Consider the following 24,496-nt stretch of genomic DNA (forward strand, 5'->3'; position numbering starts at 1 on the left):
CCCTTTGAAGAAAAGATGGCATTAAGAGGCCCTCAATATAGTGAGGATTAATGACAACCTTTTGACTGCTCCCCCTTCACGCCAGGTGCTTCAGCGTGAGGGGGAGCTGAGATGTGCGACAACAGCATCTGCGCCTTGCTTTCAGGGCGCGGGCGCAATCACTTTACGGATCAGGGTGGGCAGATCCCAGGTGCCGCCAAGGCGAATATAGGCACAGCGCCCGGTGTTGGTGACTTTGGTCTGCACAAAGTGCTGGCCGTCCCACGTCCAGTCCGCGCTGCTGACGCAGTCAGCAATACCTCGTCCGGCGGAGCTGCTGCTCACAACGCCCTTTTCGTACCCTGTACCTGAATAGGTCACAAGCTGTGGCGCGGCATCCTGGCTGACAACATAATAAACATCCCCCATGTTATAAGCCGCCTGCCAGCAGGTCGTATTAATCAGCGTGTGTTGCTCATCTAAGCGAGTGATCCACCACCCCATGCTTCCAACAACTTCCTCTGAGCAGACACTTTCACCGTCTTGTTTGAGCGCCAGAATCAAGGGCATTAGCACAGGCTTATACCTGGCAATTTCCGCTTTGTTCATCGGGCGGTCGTCGTTATCCAGCACCGCTGCCTGCTCGACCTGTGGCGCGGGAATCGCCGCTTTTACTGAGGATTCAGCCAGGTTACCTTTCTTGATTAATGCCCCCGGCGTGCCGACTCGCCCCTGTACATCATCCATCTTTAACAGTGCCGCCGTAGCCCCCTCACCCGAGAAGATAAAGGTGCGCTGGCTGTTACGAAAACCAATGGTTTGATCGTGGCGTAGTGCATTCAGAAAAGCGGCGTACTGGGGCGCGGACATTTGCCAGCTTCCATCAACGGCAGGCTGAAGGTTGCCCTGCGATTTGCCGTTAAGCAGCAGCACTGGCACCGTTTGCTTCTGGTTTTCCGCATCTTCCGTATCCGCCAGCATCACCCGGTTGGTCACCGGGGTGGATGGGCCTGCTTCACGGATCAGCAAGACCGTCGAGCCGGTCCCGCCGGGCGTTTCATCTGGCGAATACCCGGCTGCACGACAGGTTAAGGTGTTATCACATACCAGGTCCCAGTCTTTATGGGAGAAATCGACGCTCTGCGCAGGTTGCGCCGCCTGAGCCACCATGGACACTGCGCTGCACAGTGCCACTGCGAAAAACCTTTTAAGACGCATTTATTTCCCTTTTTGACGTAAAACTATTCCATCGGATCTTCCGGCGTGCCGTAGTACTGCACCGGATAGCGCGTGCCATCTATGTTCAGGTCATGCCAGCGTTTTTCCTGAGCCGTCATGTGCCCTTGCTCTAACACTTTCTCCGCAGGCATCGCACTGGAGAAGCCAGAAATTTCACCAATCATCGACCACTTCGCACCCGCATGCTGGTAGATGTTGATGCGGCTGAGATCGCGATTATAGAGCAGCACCTCGGGCACATTGTCATTGTTAAGATCCAACAGCCACACCAGGCAGCGGTTGGTTTTATCCAGACAACTGAGGCTAAAATGGCTGTCAGGACCGGAAGCAAGATATTGCCACCAGCCCTCTTCCGGTGCTGGGCTGTGCTCACGCAGGCTGATTTTTTCCTGCAAGGCCGCGACGGTTACAGCATGACTCTCCTTGCTGTTATGGCCTGGCAGCATACTGCTTAGCGTGTACTTGTCTTCACCACTTTTTATCCATTCCGGATGCTGTTGGAGCTGTTGAAGCGCCTCATCCCCGCGCCGTCCCGCCTTACTGAAGGAATAGAGGTCCATGGTATCTGCTTTGGCTTTACCACTGCTGTAACGGGCGAGTTGACTGTTAACCTCAATGCGATAGGGATCGAGCAGCGGTGAGTGCAGCAGGCACCAGCTGAGAGTAATTAAAGCCAGCATAATGACATTCAGACGCGGAATGTTGCCGCCTGGCTGGTCCCAGTTTTTCCACTGTTCAGTCACCATCATTAACGACCAGAGCAAGGTAAGCGCCACCACGATAGCGGCTTCTACCCGACTGGCCGTCCAGCCATATTGTGCAATGCGCACCCACAGTGCATACACCGCCAGTATCGCCAGCAGTGGCGTCAGACACTGCACCAGCCAGACTGCGCGAATCAGCCAGCGTGGATAGCGCAATGTGCCCTCTTGCCCGGCATTGATGGTGCCCAACAGCAGCATGATCAGCGCCATCGTGACCAGTAAGGTCGCTGACGAAACCTCCGCAGGAATGATGGTTAAGCCGGTAAACACCAGGCAAGCCAGAAAGACCAGACTTATCAGTGCATGAAGCGGTTGCAGCACGCCAGACAGCAGTGAAAACAGCTGTCGGAACATCTGTGCGGTTTTCGGTAAGTTGCGGCATAGCACAATGCCCGTTGCGACAATACCGCCAGTGGCGATAGGCGGGAACAGGTGATCCCGGAAGAAGAGATCTTCAAACAGCTCAATCCCGATAAGCTTGAACAGCTTGCCCCACAGCAGCAAGACGAGCCAGAACACGCCGGTCATTAAGGCGGTGATTAAAACCGTGAAGCTGTTGTGCCAGAGCGCATCCGTGGCTGACTTGCCCCAGCTTTCACGCTGAGTATCACACCATGCCTGGATTAACGGCATGATAAGGAAGAGGAAAAAGAGTTGAGCCAGCAGGCTATCGATAGCAAAGTCGCTGGAATCCAGGGTGTCAGGGAAGGTCCAGCGTAGCCAACCGGTCATCAGCGCCTGCACGGGCAGCACCAGCACTGTGCACAGCCACGGCCGCCACTGACGCATTGAGGTCAAGGTAAAAGCCAGCACGCTGGCAGCACTGAACGAGAGTGACAGCAGATACAGACGCCAGCCGCTAACCTGATGTATTTCGTCTAAAACACCCCAGATCAACCCCGTTAACAGGCCAATCACGACAATTAGCCACATCGTCCGTGGCGAGCTCACACTGTGTTGCAACATTACCTCATCCTTGTTATTTGGCGGGAATGACCTTGCTGACAATCAAGGGCATCTCACATGCTTGAATATCGTTGTGCAGTGCACACAGGCCGCGATAGAAATTCTCGCTATCGACAAAGCGCTGGCCATCCCACACCTGCTGATAGCTGGATAACGTGATTCCCATGGAATTACCGAGGAAGGAACCGGAAATCACGCCACTGTCATAATCGACGGAGTCATAAGTCACACGTTGCAGGATTTGGTTCAGTTCCGGGTTTAATACATACCAGAGCCGCCCTTCATTATAGGCCCCACTCCAGCAGGTGGCGCTGACCAGGCTATGGCTGGCATCAAGCCGGGCAATGGACCAGCGCTGGGTCGCCAGATCATCCGCGCAACTCTCTTCCTGGTTGTCCGCATCTTGTTTGACAATCTGTTTTAAGGAACCGGCAAATGCTTTCTGTTCCGGGTCAGTCATTGGGCGCATCGCGGCATCGATCACTTTTGCTGCTTTGATTTCCGGCACCGGGAGGGGCGCTTTTACGCTGGTTTCATCCCGATTGCCTTTTTTGATGAGCGCACCAGGCGTGTCAATGCGGCCCTGAATATCATCCATACGCAGTAGCACCGCACTGGATCCTGACGAAGAGAGAGGATATTGGCCGAGGTTATCGCGGAATATAATCCTGGCGCTGTGCTGCAAAGCCTGCATAAACGCGGTGAACTGCGCGTTATCCATCTGCCAGGTGCCTTGCTCAGTGGCCTGTAATTTTCCCTGAGACTGCTGGTTAATCAGCAGTTCTGGCACCGCAGGTTTCTGCGGGTCTGTGTCACCGCTATCGGAGAGGACTACGCGGTTTGTGACCGGCGTACTGGGGCCAGCAGCGCGGGTCAAAATGACTTCTACGATATTCTGATTTTCGGCATTGAGGCTGTATTCTGAATCCCCCGCCGCCCGGCAGGTTAGCGTGTTATCACAATTGATATTCCATTCACCGTGCGTGAAGCTCATATCACTGGGTTTAGCTGCAACACTGTAGGAACTGGTAAAAGCCGCGATAATGCCAGCCAGCCCAACGCCAGCCATGCGGGTTGTCCATAATTTCATTTTGAATCCTTTCAATTTTGCAGTTACAGCCGGGTATCTTCGTCAATTAACTGTAGATTGATCATCTTGATGCGCACCGATCCCGGTTTACGTTGATAGCGCATAGCAAAGGCATTTAAATCAAAGGCGCCCGCTTCATTTTAGCCTGAGTTATGGGATATAGTCAGCGCTGACTTTGTACACGGTTTTCTGATCATTCTGCGCTGACTCTTTTATCAGCCCCTGCTGTACCAACTTGCGGAGATCGTTACGGGCTGTGTTGTTGGAGATACCTAACGCTTCACTGACTTCAACTACTGAAAAGTCTTTTTTCGCATTCGCCAGCATAATGTTGAATAAGGTCACTTGCCGCGCGGTTAAGCTGGACAGGATTCCCGACTGAAACAGCATGCGATCAATCTTGGCCGATCGCTGAAGTAATTCATTGATGTGGCGTAGCAAATTATCCTGGGCTCGTTGGATAACACCAAGCTGGTATTCAATAAAATAGGTTAAGTCTAACGAGTCGGTTTCACTGTAAATGTAACTATGCGCATATTTCACCGGAGCAATGTGTAGCAAACTGCTGATGGATATATAGCGAAACAAGCCATAGTCGTTTTTTAGCATAAACCAGTAAAATAGCGCACGACTGGTACGTCCGTTACCATCACGGAAAGGATGTTCATGAGCCACCATAAAATGCAGGATGCAGGCTTTTATCAGCGGATGAATATACACATCATTGCTATTTACCCAGTGGCATATATCCTCCAACCGCTCCGTTAGCGCTTTAGCAGCTGGAGGCTGGTGCACAATATTGCCGTCATAATCCATGTTCACAATATCGTCAGTCGTTCTGAACTCACCGGGTGTGTACTTCGCATCATCGATGTTTTCCATACCAATAGCATGAAAACGACGTATTAATTCTGGCGTTAGCGGTTCGTCTAAGAGGTCTGGGATTGCCTTCATCAAACGGGCATTACCGGCGATCATGTGCTCATCTTCGGTATGGGGCCTTCTGCCTGTTTCGAGCATGTTGCGGGCGATAAGGGTGGTGGTATTTGCTCCTTCAAGCTGGCTCGAAGTGATTGGCTCTTCCAACTGCAAATCATGCAACTCCGCACCAGCCCCACGCAACCGCTTGAGCAGATCGTTCATCGCCAGTGTTGTAGCGTGTTTATCGACAAATTCACAGGCTTGCGCGATGAGAGAGGTTGAAACAAAACCTGCCTGTTGGCCTTGATGATCGAAGAAATTAATCAACTGGATTGCGGCATCGCGCGCGCGACGCGTCATGCTCCATGCCAAAGCGACGTTTTCACCTTTTGCGGTACGACGGCAGAACTCATCAAATGGCAGATAGCGACCTTTTTCATCCGTGATCCTGCTATACCGCTGATAAGCGGCGATTTCTATACCTGTTAGTGATTCGAGAGGCACAAGCACGGGTGGTCGTTTGATAGGCATGATTAATCTTTCTCAAAAAAACGAAAACTTGAGATAGTTTAGCGGTTTTTGGTGGAGGTGTGGAGGTTTTTTGAACGGAGTTGGGTTGAGGGCAGTGAGTTGGGATTGGAAGTATCCCTGCAAAACGCATCATTCGCTTTTAGATAATTTTCAGAGAACGGTTGAGTTATCCTACAAGGCCAATATCCGCTTCTCACTCACAGCAGACTTTAAACTATCCAGTAACATGACTGGAATGATTATCGTCTAATACATTGTTATAAGATGAAAAATCACCATACACCAGCAACTACAATTTCCGACAGAACACTTCCCATCTTGGTTCAAGATAGTCTGTGTTGATCGGCTTCTTAGTTGCCAATAACTGCTTTCCTTCAAACTCGCTCAGGTCTTTATCTTCCTCAAGTACTTCAGGAGAAAAATGAATACATAACGTCTCAGGGTCAACCGCACACATACCTGCATCAAAAAGCCGGTGGATGTCTGCACGAAGCCATAAACCATTGTTCCAGTGATCAAAACCAGCTTTACAATGCTCGATAAGGTGGGCTGCTTCTCCTCTACATTTGGTGCGTACGCCGGTAACAACACATCTATTCAGGCAGTTTTGACGTACAGAATTGCTGAACTTCATCTGATCTGGTCGGGATACTGAGCCATAGTAGCGATTCCCGAAACGTTTGGCTGATACGGTCTCATCCAGAACGTCCCTGAAAGAAGACAAATGTTCAGCCCGTAGCACCTTTAGACGCACCTCCCAACGAATGCCATCCTTTGCATGTTGAGCTGTAACGCGAGGGTCATCATCAGGCCATATTGCAATACCCTTTAGCTTCACTGAGAGCCTAAATTGACGGGCGTCTGCATTGGTTCCCGTTCCTTTTGTCTGCATAAAGTGATGTACACTATTAAATTCCTCATAGGCTTCTGATCCACCCACAGGGCGAACCAGAACTTTGTCCTTAATATCGCGAGGCAATTTTTCCAACGTGTTTTTATCTGTCGCCATAATGAGATACTGGGTGGTTGGTTGAGTTTGCAACTATCTACCGAATTTCCCTGAGAAACAATAGCCACTTATTCATTTTCTGATGTCGATCAGCTACCACACAAAGGATAGTTATGCCTTTAAACTTAAAATACCGTGCATACTTTCTTCTAAGTTTGAAGGCATAACATCATTAAATTTTCCTACCACATCCTTTTAAATCAAATGTTCCATTGCTCTTTTATCTGATTAGAAACAACCTCAGACAAGTTGTACCAATAAGCTTCCTTGTTTGTTGCATCAACCACTATCAATTTATCATCGTTATCCATAGCGGCTCTTACTATTTTTGCAGCCTCTTCTAAAGAGAATGCAGAATTTACGTACCAATTAGATTCAGTTACTTTTGCCCATGCTCCTAAAGATTTAATAGCATTATGCACTGCTGGATAATCTTTGGTCTTAATCAGATCGTACGTAACAAAAAGATTGTTAGCCATTTGTGTAGTCTCCAGAGATAAATAAAAAGCGCCTCATGAGGCGCTTTAGAATTTTATTACTTAACCTTTTGTACTTCTTGGGTCATTCCCGTAGCTGAACTTATCGCGGATCTGTCCATTATCGCCACGGTGAACTGAAACCTCTGAACGAGCTTTTTGAGCTAAGGCTCTTGTTTGTTCAAAAACTTCTTGCTGTGTAGAGCCTGTAACACTTGCACGGGTGGCGTCTTGTCGCTGTCCTCGCCACACACCATCAGCGCCTTTGAAAACATTGTAATCTTTACCGCTCATAACAAATCTCCCAAAACAGAGGTAAGTCATTGAACTCAGCCTAAACAAGCACTGATCACAAATGCATCAACTTCAGATAAACCTTACCTTCATAGCGCAACGGCGTCAACCACAAAACACATCATATTGACTTTGAAACACCAAAAAACACTACATATTGTGAATCTATCAGTTATTAAATGTCATGCTGTTAATGTCGAATGTTAGATCGTCATGGGAGTTACGTAAGTCAGCTTGGCTCTGTGCAGAAAAGCACCTTTAAACTGTTCTTCGTTTGCAGTGATTTCAGTTCGATTAGTGATCTCAAAGTTGAAAGTAGGCATTGGCATGAACTGCTTAGGCGTAAACATGCTATAACGCGCATTATGCATTACAGCTTGCGGAGTAAAGTTGTTCGGTACTTCACCACCACAACCGATCTCATCAGGGTCAATTGAAGATATTGCTAACATCACGGTGTATTAATCAACAGGGGATCAGGTCAAACACCTGTTGACGGCACGGCTTATAAGCCACAGAATCTTATAGTGGCCGAACAAGTAGACAGGCATGGGAGGTCTACTACTCTCAAAGTAGACTTGCTAGAAACAATCAAACCATCATAAAGACAGTGCGAAAAGAAGGAGATATTGCAAAAATATTACTGAAAAAAAATCAGGTGATGGAAAATTATTCGGAGCTGATTTTCATATGATTAATAATAATAAAAAATGAATACCTAAAAGATGTGCTGGCTATATGTTTTTCACGCTTACAAATGAGATAAAAAATGACATATAATGATGAAGATGTGGAATTCTCTAAGGATCAGGCAAGAGAAATATGGAAAATACTTGATTATGTTAGAGGAGCATCTCCTATAGCTAACTATCGTTCATTAGCATATTCAATTCTCTTTATACGATACCTTCAATCAAATACAGGTAAGCATTTTGAGGCCCCAAGATTTTACTCTTTCAATGTTATTTCTCGTTACTCTTCCGATCTAATTAATTTTGCAGTTCAACTTGGATTAATTAATAATGAAGACTCCAGCTTCTTATGTGATTACTTGGAAAATACACTTCGTTTTTTTGATAACGTTGATGAATCTTTTGTTCGCCATGCAATAAAAGATGGACTAATAAATAGAAATACTTCCATAGCATCGCTTTCTTTGTCTGAACTAGATTTACTATTTGCAGAGAATGAAGGCAAGTCCGGTAGTGAATTTTATACTCCTAAAGACATAAATCAGTTGATAAAAGCAATTGGATTAAGCTATCAACCAAAGTCGATATGTGATCCATTCGCAGGTGCTGGAAATACCGCATTTTCTTTCTCTGATATAGACTCAGATAAAATTAAAATTGACACTCAAGAAATCAACAAAGATTCTCATTTTAAAATAATAATAAGCAGAATAGTTAAAAATATAGAAGGTCGTGATTATTTTGGTGACTCTTTATCGCAACCTATTTATCAAAAAAATGAATACGATCTAATTGTCTCTTTTCCACCTTTTGGCATGAAAATCCCGAAAGCCACTCGAGATAGTATATACTATAAAGCACGTAATAAATGGCTAGATATAGCCGAGAATTTGCCAGAAAGTAGAAGTGACTGGTTTATAACTTTATCAATGCTGCCAGCCCTTTCTGCGAGAGGTAAACTATTGGTAGGTATGTCCCTTGGGGCTTTGACAAGAACAGGCTCGGAGGCCAAAGTTCGCCAGTATTTGGTTTCTCATGGGATTATTGAACAAGTAATTCTACTACCTAAAAACATCCATTATTCGACGCAGATCTCAACCGTGCTCCTTGTTCTCAATTCAGGATCAAACAATATAAACAACGGAGGAGTTAAATTTGTAGATGCATCGTTGTTTTATGAGCCGACTAGGGGTAGAAACATTCTCACGCCTAAAAATATTGATGAGATTATAGATGCTTATCATAACGATGGTAGATTCAGTACCTTCTCACATCGAAGCCAGATTGCAGATAGAGATTTTAATTTAGATCCTTCATTGTATGTACGTAAAGATCTAAAAATTAGTGAAATTACCGTGAAGAATTTCAGAGGTTACTCTGAATTTAAAGTTCCAATGCACCCCTGCTTGAATGTATTAGTTGGGGAGAATGGTGCAGGAAAAACCTCAATATTGGAAGCGGTAGCATGTGGGCTTGGTCCTTTTCTTACAGCTATGCCTGACGCAAAAGGAAAACTGATTAAAAAATCAGATATTCATATAAATTCAAAAGGAATAGCTGATTACTCACGCATATCTATTGAAACAACATCAAGCCTGAGCTGGGATCTTGTGGCAAAGGGTAGTAATGTTTCCCATCCCCCTAAAATCGGAACAACTGCGCTCACTAGTTATGCGAGTCATATTGTAAATAGTCAGTCTGAATTTCCACTGATTGCTTATTATGGGACCAACCGGGCTCTTTCCTCTATAAATTCTAAAGTCGCAATAAATCCATTCGAGCGAGAGATACGTGGAGAAGGTTACGACTCAGCTCTGGATGCCAAGGTGAACTACGGTATCATAAAGAACTGGTTTTCAAAAATTGAAGTTGATGAGCTTCGAAAGCGCGATGAGCTGAAAGATTACAAATTTGTTCACCCGGCTAAGAGACTTGTTTCAGAGACTGTTTACCAGATCGTCGATCGAGCTACGATTTTAGAGTTCGACAAAAATAGCAATGATATTGTGGTGCATTGGAAAAATGAAAAGAATGAATCCGTAAAACTTACCTTGGAGCAATTGAGCGAAGGCTATAGAAATATGGTTGCTCTTACCATTGACTTAGTAAGACGAGCCTATTTGCTTAATCCTACTAGTTCTACCCCATTAGCAGTTAATGGAATAGTCTTAATTGATGAAATTGAGCTTCACTTGCACCCGAGATGGCAACAAAAAATTCTGAATGACCTTACTCACTTGTTTAAGAGAGTTCAGTTTATTGTTACAACACATAGTCCTCAGGTCCTAACAACTGTAAAAGCCGATTCTATCCGCATTGTTTCTGCCGATGCTATAGAAGCAAAGTTAGTAAAAGGGACTAGTACTTACGGTTCTGAAAGCTCAAGAATGTTGGAAGATATTTTAGGTGGTAGCATTAGACCTCAACACATTGAAATTGTTAAAAAATTAAATCGTTATACGAAGTTAGTAGAAACCAATCAATGGGATACCGATGAGGCTTTAGATCTCAAAAATGAGTTATACCAATGGGGTGGGCAGACGGAAGCAGAGCTACAAAGACTAGAAACAGATATTCGTATTCGTGAGTTCGAGCGTGACAATGAAAACGATCAATAAAACAGGAGAGCCCAACCGATTTGGTGCATTTAGAGCTGCCCACCCTAATGCTTCATGGGAGAAGGATGAAGGCTCAATTGAAGAAGCTTTTCGTTGTTGTAGTGCAAGATATCAGGAGACTCAGCAACAATTGCGGACTGATCAAGGTAATTTGTGTGCATATTGTGAACAAGATTTATTATCTGGAACTAATGGAGCACTAGATGACTGCCGCATTGAGCATTTTCATCCAAAATCGAAACAATTACCAGGAGAACCTAATTGGGGGCTAGATTGGAACAATTTGCTAGCAGTTTGCTGTGGCGGAAATCAAAGTAGAGTTGTTAATCCTGAAGAAAGATTTGATACTGAACCAGAAAACTATTCTTGCGATGTACCTAAGGGTAACAAAATTTTGGATGAAATTATCTTAAACCCTTTAAATTTACCTAATTATAACATTTGGAATTTTCGTCGTTCGACAGGAGAAATTTTTGTAAATGAGGTCTTATGCTTAACACTAGGGCTAGACGTTGAAGTGGCACTCCAAACAATTAATGAGTTAAATTTAAACTCCCCTCGATTAACAAGATTCCGAAAAAATGTTATAGACAACCTAAACCATCGAATTACAGAAAGTTTGAAGCGCGGGCAAACAATAGAGCAAGCTATTAGTTCTATTGCCATATCGATGCTCAGGAAAAATAGAGCAGGTGATTGGCCCTCTTTTTTCAGTACTATAAGGTTTTATCTAGGAAAGCAGGCTGAGATTATTTTAAGTCATCCAATTTAAATTATTTTTAACTATTTAGTTTCAGAGCGGCTGGATTTTTCGGCCTCTCCTATATATTTAAACTATGCCAACTAAGTTGGCCGACTCCCCTGCAGATTAGTTTATTATGCAATAATTAGAACCGTTCTGGTCTGCTCCAGTAATTGAAATTGTTTAGCGAACAAGGTCATACGTACTCTTGAAATACTGTCCATTCTCCCTAAGCTGAAACAGCTAGAATTAGCACCGATTCTCACTACCAACGTTCTTTTCCATCCAACATTTTTGCAATACAAAGCACCAGAGATCATTTTTTGACCAAATTTGTATACCGTTCTAAATCGAACCTAGGATATACACATTTATACCCCGCTTTATGCGATATACCCACAGATATCATCAGATACGAATAGAATGAAAAACGAGCAGGAAAGAAGTAATTCACTGATTTCAGGCACAAAAAAAGCCGCTCGTAAGCGACTTATTTGCATCGTATGGTGCCGAAGGCCGGACTCGAACCGGCACGTATCTCTACGGTTGATTTTGAATCAACTGCGTCTACCGATTTCGCCACTTCGGCACTGAAGAGGATGCGGAAAACGTTGAGGATTATACCGTTACACGTCAGCGGTGCAACAGGATTTATCGGGGTGGCGAACTGAATGCTGAAAAAACCAGCGAAGCGCCCCGTTTACTGCATTTTCAGCCTGCTTTAGACACGAATAGCGCAGCGTCTGCCAAACCACAGCACAGCACAGCACAGCACAGCACAGCACAGCACAGCACAGCACAGCACAGCAGTATAAAGTGTGACATACCCAAAACCACCACCAGTGCTATAGGCCACTACTCACCTCACCAGGACTTTTCGCGGGAAGCCCCTTCCTTTTAGGTGGGGGAGGAAGAGCGAAGCCCGCGCAAGCGGGCTAATGAGGGCGGCTCTGTTGCTCAATGTATTTCTTAATGAATTCAAGTGGCGCTCCGCCCACGCTACCCGCGAAGTACGACGGCGATCACAGCGTATTTGGCTTCCGTGCAGGTTTATGCAGGTCTTAATGGTGCCATGTCATGTTTTTGCTGCTAACGCGATAAACTCACCTTTATTGATTTAATTTTGACCTGTAATTTAACGCGCCATGAGTATCCAGACCAAAACATTGTCAGTCAGGGTTAAAGACAAACACGCCGCCGTATTGCGGCAGATGGCCTTTGAGGTCAATCAGGTTTTTAATCTGGCAAACGAGATAACCAGCGCGGCAAACAGCAACGCGGGCGCTTTTGGTGCGCAGGTTCCCAGATGGCTATCGGCGTTTGATGTTCAAAAACTGACGGCGGGGATTCAGAAAGCGCGCGGCTATACCATCGGCAGCGCTACCGTACAGGAAGTGATCGCCGACCACGGCAAGGCACGGAAACAGTTTCAACGTTCCCGGCTGCGCTGGCGCGTCAGTGGTGGCGCTCGCCGTTCGCTGGGCTGGGTGCCGTTTAAATCGCGGGCGGCGCAGTGGCAGAACGGCTGCGTGAAGTTTGCAGGCCACTATTTTAAGGTCTGGGACAGCTACGGCCTGAGCGGCTATGCATTCCGCGCGGGGAGCTTTTCAGAAGACAGCCGGGGACGCTGGTATTTCAATATCTGCGTACAGGTCCAAACCGCCCCGACCACCGGCACAACCGCTGTTGGCATAGACCTAGGGTTAAAAGACTACGCCACCCCGTCAGAGGGGGAAAAGCTGGAGGCAGGGCGTTTCTATCGCGACCTGGAGCCTGCGTTAGTCAAGGCGCAGCGGGCAGGCAAGAAAGCCCGAGTGCGCGCCATCCACGCAAAAATCAAGCACCGTCGCAAAGATGCCCTGCACAAGTACAGCACGGCGCTGGTAAACCGCCATGCGGCAATATTCGTAGGCGACGTGAGCAGTAGCCAGTTAGTCAGGACCAGAATGGCGAAGTGCGTTCTGGACGCAGGCTGGGCGATGCTCAAAACACAGCTGAAATACAAAGCGATAGCGCGGTCAGTGGTGTTTGAAGTGGTCAACGAAAGGTATTCCACCCAGGTGTGTTCGTGTTGCGGAGCTATCTCCGCTAACAGTCCGAAAGGTAGAGCAGGCCTGCGAATAAGAGAATGGACTTGTTGTGAGTGCGGAACCGCTCATGACCGCGACGTCAACGCCGCAAAGAACATACTCGCGGCAGGACATTGCCGTCTGGCTGCAGGAATCCCTGCCCTTTAGGGCGGGGAGGATGTCAACTCAACAGAATCCTCCCAAACGCGGCTATCTGCCTCTTTACCCAGGAACTTTCTCCCTTCAGACTCCTCTTATCCACACTGAGAGTGCTCAGCGATTATCGAGGTTGACATGAAAGCAATAAAAAAAGGCGTTTGGGGATTGGGGCTGACGGCGGTGCTGTTAGCGGGTACGGCACAGGCTGCGAGCTGGCAGGAGCAGTTAAGCAGTGCGGCTTCTCAGCTGTCACAGCAGAATAGCGGGACGGCGACGAACAGTGGGGCTGCGCAAAATGGCGGGCTTTCGCTTTCAGGCCTGAGCGGGTTGTTGAACGGTGGCGATAGCGCTGTGAGTTCCAAGACCATGACGAATGCTGCTGGCGTAATGGAATACTGCGTGAAACATAACGTGGTCGATAACAACGTGAAGTCGGTGAAAGATAAAGTGCTGAGCAAGTTAGGGCTGAGCGATAGCTCTGCGCAGCAGCAGAACACCGGCTATCAACAGGGGCTGGAAGGCTTGCTGAATACCAGCAACGGTCAGCAGCTTAACTTGCAGAGCCTGAGCAATTCACCGCTGGGTGAGAAGCTGAAGACCAAAGCCTGTGACGTGGTGCTGAAACAAGGCAAGAACTACCTGCTGGGATAAACCACCTTCATCCCAACCTTCTCCCGCTTAGACGGGAGAAGGGGCAGATTGGTGCGATGCTGTAAAACAGAAAAACCACCCTCATCCCAACCTTCTCCCGTTTAGACGGGAGAAGGGGCAGATTGGTGCAATGCTATAAAATGGGAAAAAGCGCCCTCATCCCAGCCTTCTCCCGCTTAGACGGGAGAAGGGGCAGATTGGTGCAACCCAGCGAAACCGGAGAACACCCTCGCCTCTCACCCTATCCCGTTCAAACCACAACAGCCTCCCCACTAAATCCGGGATTTTTAATCCCATCTCCGAGCCCTCTCGCAAAACCGGCACCAAAAGTCGTTCCTTGCGGCAACGGTAATGTTTTTCATCATAAATCAGCGCTATAGTTAGGCCTCGGCCCTCTCGCACAGGAACGCGCAAATGCCCGCTAAAATCTCTGCAGCCATCTATTTTGGCCCGGAACATATCAGGGCCTGTGCCCGACTGCCTGAAACTGGCTTAGAAGAGAAAATCTTTGCCTATGAAGACGCAGTGATCGAAGAGGTGTTTAGCTGGGTGCAACAATATCCGGTTAAGCGTACCCACATCTGCCTGATTGAGAACGAAAGCGTTGATCTGTTTGCGGATGACCTGGCTGACACCGGTTTTCATGTTTACCAGGTGAACATTCATACCCTGCTCAACTGGCTGGCCACCGCGCCACCACAAGCGCCAGATGGCACCACAGAACGTCTGATGCTGCGCTATCTTGAGACGCAACGCCCACCACAGTATGAATCACGCACCCCGCAAACCGATGCGCTGCTGGAGATGTTCGACTATCTCGACATGCTGGATACCGCACTGGAGCAGGACGATCCCACGCTGTTGCCGGAAGATGTGCAGGAGCGCATGGAGCGGAAATCGTTGGACATGGAAGAGGTGATTGATGACTATCGCCAGGCCCAGGTTCAGGCGATTCGTGAACACCTGATGACCTTCCCGGAGCTGATGACGCCAGAAATTCTGGAAGAGTTCTTCCCCGAGTTAATCGAGTCCTTCCAGCATCCTCGCCATTGATACGTTACGAGCAGACGCATACTAGCTGCTTTAGCACACGATCTATCGGACATTAAAAAGGGGCGCAGCGCGCCCCTCAATATTACCCGCCAACAAACTTACTTTTTCAGTGACTTACGCACTTCCGCAACCTGATCGGCAGTAACAGCAGAAGCGGTGTTGCTCCAGCCCTGGCGCACAAAGGTCGCCAGCTTCGCCACTTCGTCATCACTCAGACGCGCACCAAAGCCAGGCATCGCCAGCGTCGACGGCGTTTTAGCCGTTGATGGCTGCTGCGCACCCACCAGAATGGTGTGGATCAGACCAGTCGGATCTTTCGCATTCACGATGGTTGCCTGATCCAGTTCCGGGAAGGCACGCGGTGCGCCCTTACCGGTCACGTAATGGCAAGCCCCACAGTTATCCAGATATAGACGCTCACCTTCGGTCAGGTTCTTAGCGGCGGTGAGTTTCGCTTCAGTTGCCTGCTGCGCCTGCTGGTTATAGGCCTGAAGCGGTGGATTACCGCCAAGGAACTTCAGGTAGGCGGCGATAGCTTGCAGATCGGCATCGGTCATGTGTGAGCTACTGTGCTCAATCACTGACTTCATCTCTCCGCCAACGGAAGCTTTATCGTTACGTCCGCTTTGCAGGTAATCGACAATCTCCGCTTCGCTCCAGCGCGGCAGGCCACGTAGTGACGGCACATCCCAGTTATTCAGGCTGCCACCGGCAAGGAACTGGCTGTCGCTGCTATCCAGCGCTTTCTCGTTCATACCAATGCCGCGTGGCGTATGGCAGCTACCGCAGTGACCGAGGCTCTCAACAATATAGGCACCGCGATTGACCTGCTCGGAGGCACCACCAATCGGCTGGAACGGTTTATTGTCCGCAAAGGCCCAGTTCCAGAAGCGCATGCCCCAACGTTGGCTGAACGGGAAGCTCAGGCTGGTCTCTGGTGGCTGCTCAGCGCTTGGCTGTACGCCTTGCATAAAGTAGACATACAACGCGTGCATATCTTCATCGCTGATCTTGGCGTAATCCGGATATGGCATCGCCGGATAGAGGCGTGAGCCATCAGGTAATACGCCTTTACGCACCGCGTCAGAGAACTGCTGTTCGGTATAGTTGCCAATACCGTGCTGCTTGTCTGGCGTGATATTGGTGGAGTAGATGGTGCCAAGGTTAGACTCAATCGCCAGGCCGCCCGCATACGCCGGTTTTCCTGCCACAGAGTGACACGCCATACAGTCACCCAGACGCGATAAATACTCACCTTGTTTGATCAGTGCTGCGTTATCTTCCGCCTGCGCCTGCAGGGCAAAACCGCTGCCCAGCAACAGAGCAGTGGCGAGTGATAAAGATTTAAAAGTAAACTTTTTCATACGCTTATGCCTGTACCAGTGGGCCGGGGTTTTTCAGATACTGTTCTTTGATCGCCTGTGCCGCCATCAGGGTAATTGCGCCGATGGTATCGGTCGGGTTCGCCTGGAAGTTCTGCGGGAAGGCGTTACCGCCCGGTACAAACACGTTATGCACGTCCCAGCTTTGCAGGTACTTGTTCAGCGCGGAAGTCTGTGGGTTATCACCCATCACCGCACCGCCAACGTTGTGCGTCGAGACGTATTTGGTCAGGTCAAAGTCAGCACCCATTGGCAGGAAGCTCATGCTCATGCTGTCGGGGTTTAGCTCCTTCGCGATGTTGCCAACAATGCCCTTCAGGTACTGTTGCAGCTTCAGCTCGTTCTCTTTCCAGTTAAAGGTCATGCGCAGCATTGGCAGGCCACGGTGATCCTTATAGTTCGGATCCAGATCGAGATAGATATCGCGATAAGACTGGCAAGTGGTGGTGATGCTGATCTTCATGGAATGGCCGTACCACTCTTCCAGTCCCTCTTTCCAGCCAGTACCCCAGCCCGGCGTGCCTTTTGGCAGTGCGGTACTGATTGGCGTACCGGTCGCCTGTGAACTGTGGATCTTCGCGCCACCCAGGAAACCAAGCGCAGGACCATCAAAGTTACCCGGTGAGATGTCGTTAAACATCTGTCCGGTTGGGCCGGATGTGGCGAACGGATTGAAGTTTTTATCTTTGAAGAACAGCGTTGCGCCACCGTTAGACAGGAACGCATAGTTACGCCCCACTACACCCTCTTCAGTGATCGGGTTGTAAGGCTTGCCGATGCCGGAGAGCAGCATCAGACGCACGTTGTACATCTGGAAGCTGGAGAGCACCACGATCTTCGCCGGCTGGAAGCACTCATTGCCGTCTTTATCGAAGTAGATCACGCCTTTAGCGGTCTTCTTGTCATCATTCAGAACCACTTTCACCACTTCCGCGTTCACTTCATAGGAGAAGTTAGGCATACGCTTCAGCGCATCCATGACGGCCGTCTGCGGTGAGGCTTTGGAGTAGTTCAGGCACGGGTATTTACTGCAATAGCCGCAGTAGTTACAAGGCGCGATCTGGTTGCCGTACGGGTTGGTCCAGGAACGGGAAGCCGCCGCAGAGGGGTTCGGGAACGGGTGATAGCCGAGCTTTTTCGCCGCCTCTTTGAACATCACGTTGTTAAGCGTGTCTTCCAGGGCTGGCATGTTGTATGGCTCTGAACGTGGCCCCTCAAACGGGTCGCCGCCTTCAAGGATCTGACCGCGCAGGTTACCGGTGTTACCCGACTGGCCGCAGATCTTTTCAAATTTGGTGTAGTGCGGTTCGATCTCATCCCAGGTGAACGGGAAGTCCATCACGCGCATGTCATCCTGCAAGATGCCTGGCTTATAAGCCTGATCGACATAGGTTTTCAGCTTAATGTCGGTCGGGGTTGGACGAATCAGTACCCCGGTCCAGTGCAGACCAGAACCACCAACACCAGTGCCTGGTGCGAACGCGCCCCACTTACGGGTCGGCAATGCCGTCTGGCTCATGTTGTAGCGAACAGTCACCGCCACTTCTGCCGGGGTAGCGAACACTTTGTTGCGCACCGCGTAGGCATATTCATCCGCCGGTTTTGGGTAGGCGAACTCATCGTAATCACGGTCGCCGCCGCGCTCCAGCGCGCGTACTTCCAGGCCAGCTAGCGCCAGCTCAATGCTCATCAACGAGCCTGCCCAGCCGAGGCCGCAAACGACGACGTCGACTTCTTTTTTTGTAATCTGTGCCATGATAATCCTGTCTCAAATACCTGATTCGTTAACGACTTAAGCGCGCTCGCCCTGAATGCTCACCGGGCCTAACGGATACGGCACGTTGTGCTGTTTCACCCATTCGGTGAAGCTGGCGCGTGCGCCCGGGAAGCCGATGGCAATCCAGGCTTTCATGCCCTTGTTACCGCCGTACATCGGGTCGGCTAAGTAGCCATGTTTGGTATCTGAGAGCAGTTGGCTGAAGAACTGCGATGCTTTGAGGTTCGGTTCACCCAATGCCGGGAAATCGATGCCGTCGTTTTTGTTCACTTTCGCCAGCACCGCATCTTTCTCTTCCGTAGAGAGTTCATGGAAAGATTTCTGATAGGTGCTCTGCGTCCACTGTTCCACCAGCTTGATGCCGGTGTGGTAGATCTGCTGTGGATAAAACGGGATCTGATAACCCATCGTCGCCGGCGCGTTGATATCAAACGGCCCCTGCATGTAGATCTCTTTCCCGAACTCTTCGCTATGCAGCTGCTGGTCGATGAAGATCGGAACGTTGGTTTCCAGTGCGCCCGGCGCTTTGCCTTTCCCGCCCGCTGGGATCAAGCGATCGGTGGCGGCCAGAATAAACTGCCACTCCGCAGCGCTGAAGAATACCGGCTGGTACTCAGACAGCTCAGGTGCGGCCAGTTCTGCCGCCTGTGCCGCTGTCAGTCCTTTTAACACCAGGTCTGTCAATGGCAAAGCCAGCAAAGACCCAAGTAAAAACTTACGTCTGTTGGTCGGTTTTTGAAGAAGCATGGGGTGACGACTCTCACTTGCTAAAAGGGATGGTTTTTTTTGTTAACGAATTTTTTATATAAACAACAATAGGCAATATTAAGTATGTGGATATTTCAATGTGTAAAAATGAGAGATCAAATGTTTTTATGATTAAAAACAATCATACTGTTAATTTTCAGTTACAGCGCAGTTACGGGCTTTTAATCGAGTTATTGCACTTAAAACCCTGTTTTTAACGTGGATTTAGTGATTTTTTTTGTGCAAACAGACAAAAATGAATCATCAGAGAAACAGTCACCTGACTACACTGATAAAAAAAAGTCATCGATCGATTGCGACTGCTCATCCCCGAGCAGAGGATTTTTTCCAGCACAAATTATGCATAGCTCAGAACAAAGCGGCATTTACCCCCCTGTCACCAACCCGATACAGTGGCTGCATTCTCCGTTCAGGAAACATCTTATGCGCCGTACACTGGTTCTACTGCTCTCCCTGTTGACCACCGCACCTGCCGTGCTGGCAGCAACCCCAAAAGACACCTTAATTGTCGCGATCCCGCTGGATGGCATCATTAGCTTTGATCCGGCAGAAAGCTTTGAAACCGTCAGCAATGGCGTGCAGATCAATCTTTATCAGACGTTGATCGCCGCTGACCGCAAAGATGCACAAAAGCTGGCTCCGGCACTGGCCAGCAGCTGGCAGCCAGGCAATACGCCGCATAGCCTGGTGTTCACCCTGCAACCTGGCGCGAAATTTGTCAGCGGTAATGCGGTAACGCCACAAGATGTGGTGTTTTCACTCAGTCGCGCGGTGAAACTGAACAAGGCACCGTCATTTATTCTGGGTGAATTTGGCTGGACGCCGGATAACATCGATAGCCAGTTAAAAGTGCTTAATGACCATCAGGTTGAGATTCAGTGGCCGGCACAGATTGGTGCTAACCTGGCGTTACGTCTGCTCACTGCGCCAATTGGCTCGATTATCGACAGTAAAACCGCGCTGGCACACGCCAGTAACAATGACTTCGGTAATGCCTGGCTTCACACCCACTCTGCCGGTAGCGGGAGCTTCCAGATCCAGCAGTATGTGCCGCAACAGGCGCTGGTGCTGGCGGCCAACCCTTATGCCAGCAACCCGCCGCACGTCAAACGCGTGCTGCTGAAAGGCGTGGCCGATGCGGGCACCCGTCGCCTGCTGATTCAGCAAGGGGATGCGGATGTCGCGTACCAGCTCGGGCCGGATCTGATCAGCGCACTCAAAAGTGATAAAAACCTGAAGATCACCGCCTTCCCTTCCGATCTGGTCTATTACCTCGGGTTTAACACCAAAGATCCGCATCAGCCTGCGCTGGGTAATCCGGCCCTGTGGCAAGCGGCACGCTGGCTGGTGAACTATGACTCGCTGGCGAATCAGTTGTTAAAAGGGCAATACAAGGTTCATCAGAGCTTCCTGCCGCAAGGTTTTGATGGTGCGCTGGAGAACACACCGTTCCACTACGACGTGGCAAAAGCGAAAGCGATCCTTAAACAAGGAGGCATTGCGCCAGGTACTCACATTGCGCTGACTGTGGTCAATCAGCCGCCGTACATTGATGTCGCGCAGGCGTTACAGGCCAGTTTTGCCGCTGCTGATGTGCAGCTCGATATTCAACCCGTGGCTGAATCTGAGCTGTGGAGCAAAATGCGGAGCCGCGATTTCCAGTCGATCTTCATTTACTGGGGTGCGGATTATGTCGATCCGAATACCAATGCCAGCGCCTTTGCGTACAACGTTCCCGGGGGATCAAAAACCCTGGCATGGCGAGTAGGTTGGGATATCCCGCAAATCAGCGCGGAGACTCGCACTGCCGCAGGAGAGAGTGATGCAGGCAAACGCCGTGCGCTTTACACCCAGCTGCAACAACAGCTGCAACAGGAATCACCCTACGTCATTATGCTTCAGGGCGCACAACAGGTCGCCGTGCGCAGTAATCTGAGCCACGTCGAGCAGCCAATCGGCGTGAGCCTGCTCTATTTTGATAGCGTAGAGAAAAATTAACCCGTCGTGGCGGGCGTCGTTGCCCGCCGCAATCCGTTTCGCTTGCTATGCTGATGGTATCTTTTTAGCGCGAGTAAACCATCATGACGCCTCTTCTGATCGCCCGAACCCCAGAGAAAGAAGTTCATCTGCTGCCACAAATGACCAATCGCCACGGCCTGATCACGGGAGCGACCGGTACCGGTAAAACCGTGACGCTGCAAAAACTGGCGGAATCGCTGTCGAATATCGGCGTACCGGTTTTTATGGCGGACGTGAAAGGCGATCTCAGTGGCGTTGCAGCTGAAGGGCAAAGTTCGGAGAAGTTACAGGCGCGGCTGGCTAAAATTGGCGTCAGCGACTGGGAACCGCAGAAAAATCCGGTGGTGCTGTGGGACATTTATGGCCAGCAGGGCCACCCGCTTCGCGCCACCGTGTCCGATCTGGGTCCGCTGCTGCTGGCTCGCTTACTGAGCCTGAATGAGGTGCAGAGCGGCGTCTTACAGATTATCTTCCGCGTGGCCGATGACCAGGGCTTGCTGCTGCTCGATTTCAAAGATTTGCGTGCGATGACGCAATACATCGGTGATAACGCCAAGTCCTTCCAGAATCAGTACGGCAATATCACCAGTGCGTCCGTTGGTGCCATTCAGCGTGGCCTGCTGACGCTGGAGCAGCAAGGTGCCGAGCATTTTTTCGGCGAGCCGATGCTGCAAATCAGTGACTGGATGCGCTGTGACGAGAACGGGAAAGGCATCATTAATATCCTTGCCGCCGAGAAGCTGTTCCAGCAACCGAAACTTTACGCCACCAGCCTGCTGTGGATGCTGTCTGAGCTGTATGAACAGTTACCGGAAGCTGGCGATCTCGATAAGCCTAAGCTGGTGTTTTTCTTTGATGAAGCCCATTTGCTGTTCAACGATGCGCCAGCGGTGCTGCTGGATAAGATCGAACAGGTGATCCGCCTGATCCGATCCAAAGGGGTTGGTGTGTGGTTTGTCACGCAAAATCCAGCTGACGTGCCGGAAACGGTGCTGGGTCAATTGGGTAATCGTGTGCAGCATGCCCTGCGCGCCTTTACCCCGAAAGATCAAAAATCCCTGAAAGCCGCCGCCGATAGCCTGCGCACCAATCCTGCGATTGATACCCTCGCGGCACTCCAGCAACTGGGCACTGGCGAAGCGCTGATTTCGCTGCTGGATGAAAAAGGAAGCCCTGCGATTGTTGAACGTGCCACGGTGATCGCTCCCGGATCACGCATGGGTCCACTGAATGCCGATGAGCGTAATCAGTTGATCAATAACTCTGCGCTGTATGGCAAATATGATGAAGCACTGGATCGTGAATCCGCCTATGAGAAGTTGCAGCAAGGTGTGCAGCAGGCACCACAGCAAAGTGGTGCGCCAGAGGCGAAAGGCAATGGCGTGAATGTGGATGATGGTATTCTCGGCGGGCTGAAAGATATTCTGTTTGGCAGCACTGGCCCGCGCGGCGGCAAGCATGATGGTGTGGTACAAAGCGTCGCGAAAAGTGCCGCACGCCAGGTGACGAATCAGATCATTCGTGGCGTTTTAGGCAGCCTGCTCGGCGGCCGTGGGCGCTGAGTGCTATGCTGTTCAAATGGAAAATGATAAACAAAAACAGTTACAACGCAGCAAACTACTGGCACTGAGCCTGCTGCTGGCAGCAACCCTGACCTTTATCGTCACGCTGTTTCTGCCGCCCAACTTTTGGGTCAATGGCGTAAAAGCGGTGGCGGAAGCGGCCATGGTGGGCGCGCTGGCAGACTGGTTCGCAGTGGTGGCACTGTTTCGTCGCGTGCCTATCCCCTTTATCAGTCGCCATACGGCGATCATCCCACGTAATAAAGATCGTATCGGCGATAATCTTGGCCGCTTCGTGCAGGAGAAGTTTCTCGACAGCGAGTCTCTGCTGAGTCTGATCCGTCGCCACGATCCGGCACAAATGCTGGCCGACTGGCTGGCCCAGGGTGAGAATGCGCGCCGCGTCAGTCACCACCTGTTGCAGGTAATGCGCGGTTTCCTCGATCTTACCGATGACCGCCGCATTCAGGACTTTTTACGCCGGGCGGTGCATCGTGCGCTGGATAAGGTGGATTTCAGCCAGTCCGCCGCGCTGATTCTGGAGAGCATGACGCGTAACAATCGCCATCAGGCGCTGCTGGATGCCACTATCGATCAGCTGCTGAGCCTGCTCAATCGCCCTGATACCCGCGCTTTTATCGCCCGTCAGATCACCAGTTGGCTGAAGCGTGAACATCCCATCAAAGCCAAAATGCTGCCTACCGAGTGGCTGGGTGAACAGAGTGCTGAAGTGGTAGCAAACGCAGTGGATTCGATTCTGGATGAAGTCGCGATCGATCAGGGGCATGAGCTGCGCCAGGGCTTTAATCGCGCCGTGGCTAAGCTGATTGAACGCCTGAAAAGCGATCAGGAGATGGCCGAGCGTGCCGAGATGGTGAAAAGCTGGCTGAAAGAGGACGCGACGCTGAATCAATATATTGGTGAGCTGTGGCAGGATTTGCGCAGCTGGCTGCGTCAGGATCTCAGCAGCGATAACTCCCGCGTTGAGCAGCGCATGCAGCAAGCCGCGCAGTGGCTGGGCGAGACGCTGTTAGCGGATCAGGCATTGCGCAGTGCCATGAACCAGCATCTGGAAGAAGCCGCCCGCTCCGCCGCGCCGGACTTTTCCGCCTTCCTGACCCGGCATATTAGCGATACGGTGAAAAGCTGGGATGCGCGCGATCTGTCACGACAGATTGAACTGAATATTGGCCGCGATTTACAGTTTATTCGCGTCAATGGCACCCTGGTCGGCGGCTCAATCGGGCTGATTCTGTATCTGCTTTCGCAGCTGCCGCAGGTATTGTAATTCGAGTAATTGAGCCACCAAAGGATTGACGATGACGACCGCCGAAGAAGTGAAAGCCTTTTTAAAACAGGAGCTGCCGCTGATAACAACGCTGCTGTTTAAAAAATGTGAGAGCGGGGACAGTGATGCCCTGCAAGAACTGCATGAAGCAGAAGATATCTACGATATGTTTGAGGCTTATTGGGTGAAATTTAACGTAGATCCAGCGCAATTCTCGCTGGGAAACTATTATCCGTGGCGATCACAGCCTCTTTTTTCACGTAAGCCCGTCAACCTCGATAAAAAGAGATTAACAATCAATATGCTGATCAATTCGGCTAAAGCAGGCCGCTGGTTATATGGATAGCAAAAAACCCGCCGAGGCGGGTTTTCCACATGAAAAAATCAAAACTGACCGGTAAGCCGCTTTCCTGTTATGGAGAACGGAGTGGACAGTCATTCATCTTG

The 24,496-nt window shown here is 49.8% G+C and carries 19 protein-coding genes, 1 tRNA gene and 1 pseudogene; 9 read left to right on the forward strand and 12 right to left on the reverse strand.

Translation table 11 applies throughout. The features are described from left to right. Positions 1-141: 141 nt before the first annotated feature. The 7 genes from B880_RS0124375 to B880_RS26305 form a co-directional block, all read right to left on the reverse strand. Positions 142-1,197: a DUF1176 domain-containing protein gene (locus tag B880_RS0124375; protein WP_017350080.1), complete on the reverse strand. Its 1,056-nt coding sequence runs from the start codon at positions 1,195-1,197 to the stop codon at positions 142-144. Positions 1,198-1,220: 23 nt separating this feature from the next. After that, the gene (locus B880_RS0124380; protein WP_017350081.1) at positions 1,221-2,948 is read right to left on the reverse strand and encodes a DUF4153 domain-containing protein; all 1,728 of its coding nucleotides are present in this window, start codon (positions 2,946-2,948) and stop codon (positions 1,221-1,223) included. A 13-nt stretch (positions 2,949-2,961) separates the two neighbouring features. Next, positions 2,962-4,038 carry a DUF1176 domain-containing protein gene (locus tag B880_RS0124385; RefSeq protein ID WP_017350082.1) on the reverse strand — a complete coding sequence of 359 codons (1,077 nt, stop codon included), beginning with the start codon at positions 4,036-4,038 and terminating at the stop codon, positions 2,962-2,964. A gap of 150 nt (positions 4,039-4,188) precedes the next feature. Beyond that, entirely contained in the window at positions 4,189-5,490 is a 1,302-nt protein-coding gene (locus tag B880_RS0124390) for a Fic family protein (RefSeq protein WP_017350083.1), read from the reverse strand. 289 nt (positions 5,491-5,779) lie between these two features. Continuing rightward, positions 5,780-6,499, reverse strand: coding sequence for an HNH endonuclease signature motif containing protein (locus tag B880_RS0124395; protein ID WP_017350084.1), 720 nt, complete (start codon positions 6,497-6,499; stop codon positions 5,780-5,782). Positions 6,500-6,699: 200 nt separating this feature from the next. Beyond that, positions 6,700-6,978 carry a hypothetical protein gene (locus B880_RS0124400; protein WP_017350085.1) on the reverse strand — a complete coding sequence of 93 codons (279 nt, stop codon included), beginning with the start codon at positions 6,976-6,978 and terminating at the stop codon, positions 6,700-6,702. A gap of 60 nt (positions 6,979-7,038) precedes the next feature. After that, complete coding sequence (locus tag B880_RS26305; protein WP_071524439.1) at positions 7,039-7,269, reverse strand: DUF2188 domain-containing protein; 231 nt, start codon at positions 7,267-7,269, stop codon at positions 7,039-7,041. 769 nt (positions 7,270-8,038) lie between these two features. On the opposite strand from B880_RS26305, the gene B880_RS0124410 reads away from it, so the two are divergent. Together B880_RS0124410 and B880_RS26310 are read left to right on the forward strand one after the other, a co-directional pair. Further along, positions 8,039-10,579 carry an N-6 DNA methylase gene (locus B880_RS0124410; RefSeq protein ID WP_017350087.1) on the forward strand — a complete coding sequence of 847 codons (2,541 nt, stop codon included), beginning with the start codon at positions 8,039-8,041 and terminating at the stop codon, positions 10,577-10,579. Continuing rightward, complete coding sequence (locus tag B880_RS26310; protein WP_071524440.1) at positions 10,563-11,351, forward strand: retron system putative HNH endonuclease; 789 nt, start codon at positions 10,563-10,565, stop codon at positions 11,349-11,351. The genes B880_RS0124410 and B880_RS26310 overlap by 17 nt, the downstream gene beginning before the upstream one ends. Positions 11,352-11,825: 474 nt before the next feature. Here B880_RS26310 and B880_RS0124420 read toward each other — a convergent pair. Continuing rightward, positions 11,826-11,910, reverse strand: a tRNA-Leu gene (locus tag B880_RS0124420). Positions 11,911-12,256: 346 nt separating this feature from the next. Next, positions 12,257-12,343 (reverse strand): annotated as a pseudogene (locus B880_RS26835) (transposase); the annotation flags it as partial. Positions 12,344-12,466: 123 nt separating this feature from the next. On the opposite strand from B880_RS26835, the gene B880_RS0124425 reads away from it, so the two are divergent. The 3 genes from B880_RS0124425 (at position 12,467) to B880_RS0124435 (ending at position 15,253) form a co-directional block, all read left to right on the forward strand. Continuing rightward, complete coding sequence (locus tag B880_RS0124425) at positions 12,467-13,558, forward strand: RNA-guided endonuclease InsQ/TnpB family protein (protein ID WP_026042895.1); 1,092 nt, start codon at positions 12,467-12,469, stop codon at positions 13,556-13,558. Positions 13,559-13,684: 126 nt separating this feature from the next. Next, on the forward strand, positions 13,685-14,200 hold the full coding sequence (locus B880_RS0124430; RefSeq protein ID WP_017350090.1) for a DUF2501 domain-containing protein: 516 nt from the start codon (positions 13,685-13,687) through the stop codon (positions 14,198-14,200). A 414-nt stretch (positions 14,201-14,614) separates the two neighbouring features. Beyond that, complete coding sequence (locus B880_RS0124435) at positions 14,615-15,253, forward strand: hypothetical protein (RefSeq protein ID WP_017350091.1); 639 nt, start codon at positions 14,615-14,617, stop codon at positions 15,251-15,253. Positions 15,254-15,351: 98 nt separating this feature from the next. Here B880_RS0124435 and B880_RS0124440 read toward each other — a convergent pair whose 3' ends face one another. From B880_RS0124440 to B880_RS0124450, 3 genes are read right to left on the reverse strand one after another with little or no spacing between them, the layout of a single operon-like run. After that, positions 15,352-16,617: a c-type cytochrome gene (locus B880_RS0124440; protein ID WP_017350092.1), complete on the reverse strand. Its 1,266-nt coding sequence runs from the start codon at positions 16,615-16,617 to the stop codon at positions 15,352-15,354. A gap of 4 nt (positions 16,618-16,621) precedes the next feature. Beyond that, entirely contained in the window at positions 16,622-18,391 is a 1,770-nt protein-coding gene (locus tag B880_RS0124445) for a GMC family oxidoreductase (protein WP_017350093.1), read from the reverse strand. Positions 18,392-18,427: 36 nt separating this feature from the next. Next, entirely contained in the window at positions 18,428-19,159 is a 732-nt protein-coding gene (locus tag B880_RS0124450; protein ID WP_026042896.1) for a gluconate 2-dehydrogenase subunit 3 family protein, read from the reverse strand. 444 nt (positions 19,160-19,603) lie between these two features. Between B880_RS0124450 and B880_RS0124455 the strand changes: the two genes are divergently transcribed. From B880_RS0124455 to B880_RS0124470, 4 genes are all read left to right on the forward strand, one after another. Next, positions 19,604-21,178 (forward strand): ABC transporter substrate-binding protein, encoded by a 1,575-nt coding sequence (locus B880_RS0124455; protein ID WP_017350096.1) that lies wholly within the window; start codon positions 19,604-19,606, stop codon positions 21,176-21,178. Positions 21,179-21,258: 80 nt separating this feature from the next. Beyond that, positions 21,259-22,761, forward strand: coding sequence for a helicase HerA-like C-terminal domain-containing protein (locus B880_RS0124460; RefSeq protein WP_026042897.1), 1,503 nt, complete (start codon positions 21,259-21,261; stop codon positions 22,759-22,761). A gap of 16 nt (positions 22,762-22,777) precedes the next feature. Then, complete coding sequence (locus B880_RS0124465) at positions 22,778-24,049, forward strand: DUF445 domain-containing protein (protein WP_017350098.1); 1,272 nt, start codon at positions 22,778-22,780, stop codon at positions 24,047-24,049. A gap of 31 nt (positions 24,050-24,080) precedes the next feature. Then, positions 24,081-24,395: a DUF1493 family protein gene (locus tag B880_RS0124470; protein ID WP_017350099.1), complete on the forward strand. Its 315-nt coding sequence runs from the start codon at positions 24,081-24,083 to the stop codon at positions 24,393-24,395. The last annotated feature ends 101 nt before the right edge of the window (positions 24,396-24,496 follow it).

The organism is Pantoea sp. A4, from assembly GCF_000295955.2.
Taxonomy (GTDB): Bacteria; Pseudomonadota; Gammaproteobacteria; order Enterobacterales; family Enterobacteriaceae; genus Pantoea; species Pantoea multigeneris.